Raw genomic sequence first — 4,733 nt, 5'->3', positions numbered from 1 at the left:
GCCGCGGCAGCGGCGAATGAGCCGGTGCCGGCCGCACTGGATCAGAGGGGCGGATCAACTCGGCAGCAGAGCGATCAGGGGCGGGTTCTCGTCCCCCCCTTCCTGCATCAGAGCGGTCAGCCGGGCCGCATAGCCGAGCGTGACCAGCACCAGGGGCAATCCGGCCGTCCGCATCTCCGCCAGGGGGCGTACCGGCACCCCGTGGAACAGCGGTGCCGGCGCCAGATGATCCATCAGATCGGCATAGGCCACCGGTTCCAGCCCGGCGGCGCGGGCGGTGCGGATGAAGTCGGGCCCCATGCCGCCCTCACCGCCCACGGCAAGAATGCCGAACCTTTCGATCCCGCCTTCCCGCAACCGCTCCACCAGCGCCCGGCAGACGGGCCCATGTCCGCCCTCCAGGGCCAGGAGATCGGATGGGCGTTGGAAGATGCCGGGATCGTGGCGAACCAGGGCGCCCTGCGGCCAGGGGGCCAGAGAAGGGCGCAAGCCCAAGGCCAGTGACAGCACGGGACCACCGGCCAACCCAGCCAGCGGACGCACGGCCTCCAGCGCCGTGGCGTCGCAGATCACCCGCTCCCCCTCCGTCCCGTCATTCTGGTCATAGGCAAGCGCACCCAGCAGGGACGCCTCCGCCGGCGTCGGGCGCAGCAGCGCGGCCGTCAAGGGCAGCAGGGCCGCGGCACCCGGCACCGGTGGGGCATCAGGCGGCCAGGCGGCACCCATCAGGCCGGCATAGCGGCGGATGCCTTCCTGCAGCAGGGCCAGGGTTCGTCTTTCCGTCCCTTGCGCCGGCGGGTCGGCCACCACGGGGTCAACCTGCCCGTCGGCTTTGCGGACATGGCCCAGGGTGGTGCCGTGCAAACCGGTCAGGGCACGTTCCAGAATTTGTGGGCTGCGATAAAGAACACGGCCCAGGGTCTGGCCCGCTGCGTCCTGGCCGGCATAGACCTGGATGGCGATACCCTCGGCCAGAGGGCCGGCGATATCGGCCACGGCATAGGCCAGGAAAATCCGACAGCGCCGCCGCCCGTCGGGCAGCAGCCGGATCAAGGCGGCAGGCGTGCTGCCGCGCGCCCCGAGATCGACCAGAGCGACGGGTTCCGGCCCGAGCAGCGGATCGAGATAATCCAGCAGCAACTGCCGTGCCTGTGTGGCCCGTTCAGCGGCCGCTGCGCGCAGGTTCGGATCATCGAACAGGGCCAAGGTCGGGCCGGCGGCGGGGGTTGCCAGAAGCGCTTCCAGGGTCAGGCCGACCCACGGGGTCAGGTCGTCCGGCACAATGCCGCCGACAAGGGTCAGCAGCCGATCCCAAGGAAGGTGGGGGCGGGCGCCCAACAGGCGGCGGGCGACATTTGCGTCCATATCCGCCAGTTCCAGCGGCAGCAGCGCCTGACGCGACACGAAGACTGGCGTCACCGTGATGCCGCCGCCCGTGCGGGCGATACAATCCTCCAGAATCGGGGCAAACAACACCGCTTCCCGCATCAACGGCGCGATGCGGGTGATGCACTGGTGCCGGCATTGATCCACCACCCAGCGGCAATATTCGGCGATGGCCGGGCCGAAGACCAAGGCGCCGAATTCCAAAGCGGGGGCATCGGCGGGCACATCCCCCAACCCTGCCAGGGCTACCGCCCGGCGCGGGGCCAGACCATCCCCGCCAGCCCCACCCAGGCCGGCCACAGCGCGTTCACGCTCGCGCAGCATGGCGAGGCCGGGGCCGGGAACATAATGGATGGCCTGCAATCCCGCCGCCCGCGCCATGGCCACGTCACCCAACGGATCGTCACCCAGATGCAGAATCCGGTCGGGTGGAATGTCGGGATGATCTGCCACCAGCCGGGCGAACAGGCCGCCCCCCGCCTTGGACACGCCCTCGGCATTGGAGACATAGAGACGGCGATAGAGATCGGGTCTGATTCCGGCTCTGGTCAGCAGATCGGCAAGGTCGTTCGGTGCCAGATACATGTCGGACAGGAGCACCACGGGAATGCCGGCTGCTGCCAAATCCTTCAGCACGGGCACCAGCAGGAGATTGGCGAAGACCATCTCCGCCTCCACGGCCAGTTCCAGTGCCGCCAGGTTGGCCGGATCGCCCAGGGACAGTTCGGCATGGATGGCGGCCAGATCCACCTCTCCGCCCGGCACCTTGGTACGCGCCCGCCCTTCCGCCTCCTGCCGGGCCAGACGGAACAGGGAAGGTGACAAGGCGGGGTCGACCAGGCCGGCAGCGACCGCCCGTGCGCCCACCTGCTCGAACAGCGCCGTCGGTGGCTCCAAACGGCGTAGCAGCAGTGTGTCGAATACATCGAACGACACCAGCAGGGGATTGTGTTGCAACAGGAAAGACAGGTCCATGGGGGGATCATGCTTGGCGGGACGGGGACCGGCATTGTCGCCCATCGCGACGTTCTTGACCAAGCCTGTCATTGCCGGTCAAGTCACACCCCTGCTGTCGGCGGTCGGCCCGCGCCGGCAGTGCATCCGGGGACGCGATCGTCGGCGCTATGGAGGCTTCCAAGTCGGCATTTACGACATGGAGCCTAAATACCTCGCCCGGAGACAGAAGGGCCCTCAAACATGACGATCTCGGACCAGACAATTCTGGGTTTATTTATCTATCCGATATATTAGAATCAGCCCAGAATACGCGAGAATACGGTTTTGTATTCTTAAAGAATACGCTCGACCCTATATAAAACAATATATTATGGCACAGCGGTAGCTGCATCGGGTGTGATAAATGACCCTTTGCGACGGGTTTTATCGACCGTTCGGAAATCGGGATAAGTGGGTATTCAGCGCGCCCTGAAAATCACCCGTGCCGCACCGCCGGCACCCTCGCCGGCGGATGTCATTCGGGGGGGCGCGGCCCGTCCCATTCGACCCGTTCGGTGCCCACCGGCCGGTCGTCAAATTGCTCTTCAGGCTGGTTATCCGGCCGCATCCCGGCCCCCAGTTCGTCGAACGTGAAGCGGGGCTTTCCGGGCGTGACAGAGGCGGTCTGTTCACTGCCCGATGTCGTTACCGTCACGCGCATCCTGCGCTCCTGAGATCGCTCATTCATCGTATCGCGAAACCATCCCTCTGCCAAAACTGGGGACTTTTCATTCGCCACTTCCGGGGAGTTTTATCCCGCCAGCGACAGCGGCTAACCGCCCCGCCTCAGGCCTGATCGTCCGCGTCTGAATACGGTCCTTTCTCATGACCGGAAACAGCCCCGGTAGCTGTCTTTGGGTGATAATGGCGCCGGAGAATATGATCACTTTCGTGGCCGCTTCCCCTCTTCGCCGGGGAAGGATTGGGCAAAGCCCAGGCCCAGCAGGAAGGCATAGGTGGCGGCGACGGCGGGCATCTGCAGGCTGAAATCCACAACCCCGTGCAGGCCCAGCAGGGTTGTCGCCGCCAGCGCCACGGCCGGGAAAATCTGGTTGCGCCGGCGCCGGACCAGACCGATGGCACAGCGCGCCAGGATGATCAGCACCGACAGATAGGGGTCCGGACACGAAAGTGATCATATTGTCCGGTTCGCGCGAACATAGGGCGAACGGCGTTTTCAGCAGCCCGTTTCGGTGTCGGAAACCTTGTCCATCGCCGCGTAGAGCGCTGTTTTCCCGACCTTAACCCTGGCGGCGGCTTCACGAACTGTCAGGCCCTGGGCAATCAGAGCTTTCGCGCGCCTCAGCTTGTCGTCGGTAACGACGGGCTTCCGGCCACCACGTCGCCCACGGGCGATGGCGGCATCCAGGCCGGCGCGGGTTCGTTCCCGGATAAGGTCCCGTTCAAACTGTCCGAGTGCCCCGAAGATATGGAAGATCAGCCGGCCGCCGGATGTGGTGGTGTCGATGGCTTCGGTCAGCGACCGAAAGCCGATGCCCCGTGCCTCAAGCACTGTAATTGTCTCGACCAGGTGGGGGAGTGACCGACCGAGCCGGTCCAGTTTCCAGACAACCAGAACATCCCCCTCCCGCAGGAAGGACAGGGCGGTTTCCAGACCTGGCCGGTCGGTCCGGGCGCCGGAGGCCTTGTCCTCAAAGATGCGGGTGCAACCGGCCCTGGCCAGGGCATCGAGCTGGAGGGCAAGCTCCTGTTCGCTGGATGAGACGCGCGCATACCCGATTTCGGCCATCGCCGTCCGCCTTTTGTCCGTAAACTTGTCCGGCAATCTAAGTGTCCGGAAAGTGATTGTAAATGGCAATAGACGGACAGTTTGGGGGGTGGCCGCCAAAGGATCCTTTGACGGCCACATCGCTGGCGATCAATTACCGGAACAGCATGACCGGGATAAGACAAGACCGGACCATCTCCGCTGTCGTGCTGCCGATGATCAGCGTGCGCAGCCTTGAATGGCCATAGGCCCCCATGACCAGCAGGTTGATGTCAGCGTCCTCAGCATGGCGGGCGATCACCTCGTCGGGCTGCCCGGGCTTGATGGCGGTGCTGACCGCATGGCCCGACCCGCGCAGGATGTCGGCCGCCGCCTCCAGCCCATGGCGGTTGCCCGGATTGTCGTCCCCCACCATCAGCATGCGGCATTCCAAGCCCCGAAACAGCTCGCCGCCCGCGATATGGCGGATAGCCTTCAGGATGCTGGTGCCGCCATCATAAGCGACCAGGAACCGTTCCACCGGCTTGAAGGCACGGGACGCCACCAGCACCGGCTTACGGCTGGTGCGCACCACCCGCTCCAGGTTGGAACCCAGGTGTAGCTTGGCGAAATCCGCCGCCTC

The 4,733-nt window shown here is 65.3% G+C and carries 5 protein-coding genes; all 5 read right to left on the bottom strand.

Translation table 11 applies throughout. The features are described from left to right. Positions 1-54 precede the first annotated feature (54 nt). Complete coding sequence (locus ACM9LZ_RS25580; RefSeq protein WP_416622327.1) at positions 55-2,424, bottom strand: hypothetical protein; 2,370 nt, start codon at positions 2,422-2,424, stop codon at positions 55-57. 433 nt (positions 2,425-2,857) lie between these two features. Continuing rightward, the gene (locus tag ACM9LZ_RS25575; protein ID WP_416622326.1) at positions 2,858-3,043 is read right to left on the bottom strand and encodes a hypothetical protein; all 186 of its coding nucleotides are present in this window, start codon (positions 3,041-3,043) and stop codon (positions 2,858-2,860) included. A gap of 222 nt (positions 3,044-3,265) precedes the next feature. Beyond that, a complete protein-coding gene (locus ACM9LZ_RS25570; RefSeq protein WP_416622325.1) occupies positions 3,266-3,487 on the bottom strand; it encodes a hypothetical protein in 222 nt (73 codons plus the stop codon). Positions 3,488-3,559: 72 nt separating this feature from the next. Beyond that, positions 3,560-4,132 (bottom strand): recombinase family protein, encoded by a 573-nt coding sequence (locus ACM9LZ_RS25565; protein WP_416622324.1) that lies wholly within the window; start codon positions 4,130-4,132, stop codon positions 3,560-3,562. Between the two features lie 133 nt (positions 4,133-4,265). Beyond that, positions 4,266-4,733, bottom strand: a 468-nt coding sequence (locus tag ACM9LZ_RS25560) for a universal stress protein (protein ID WP_416622323.1), incomplete at its 5' end; no start/stop codon positions are given.

Origin of the sequence: Niveispirillum fermenti, from assembly GCF_048066175.1 — a bacterium.
Classification (GTDB): domain Bacteria; phylum Pseudomonadota; class Alphaproteobacteria; order Azospirillales; family Azospirillaceae; genus Niveispirillum; species Niveispirillum fermenti.
This window is presented reverse-complemented; position numbering and strand designations above follow the sequence as displayed.

What these genes read in the sequence shown, in the direction of transcription:
- ACM9LZ_RS25575 (WP_416622326.1), bottom strand. Translation starts at nt 3,043, where the DNA reads ATGCGCGTGACGGTAACGACATCGGGCAGTGAACAGACCGCCTCTGTC.
- ACM9LZ_RS25565 (WP_416622324.1), bottom strand. Translation starts at nt 4,132, where the DNA reads ATGGCCGAAATCGGGTATGCGCGCGTCTCATCCAGCGAACAGGAGCTT.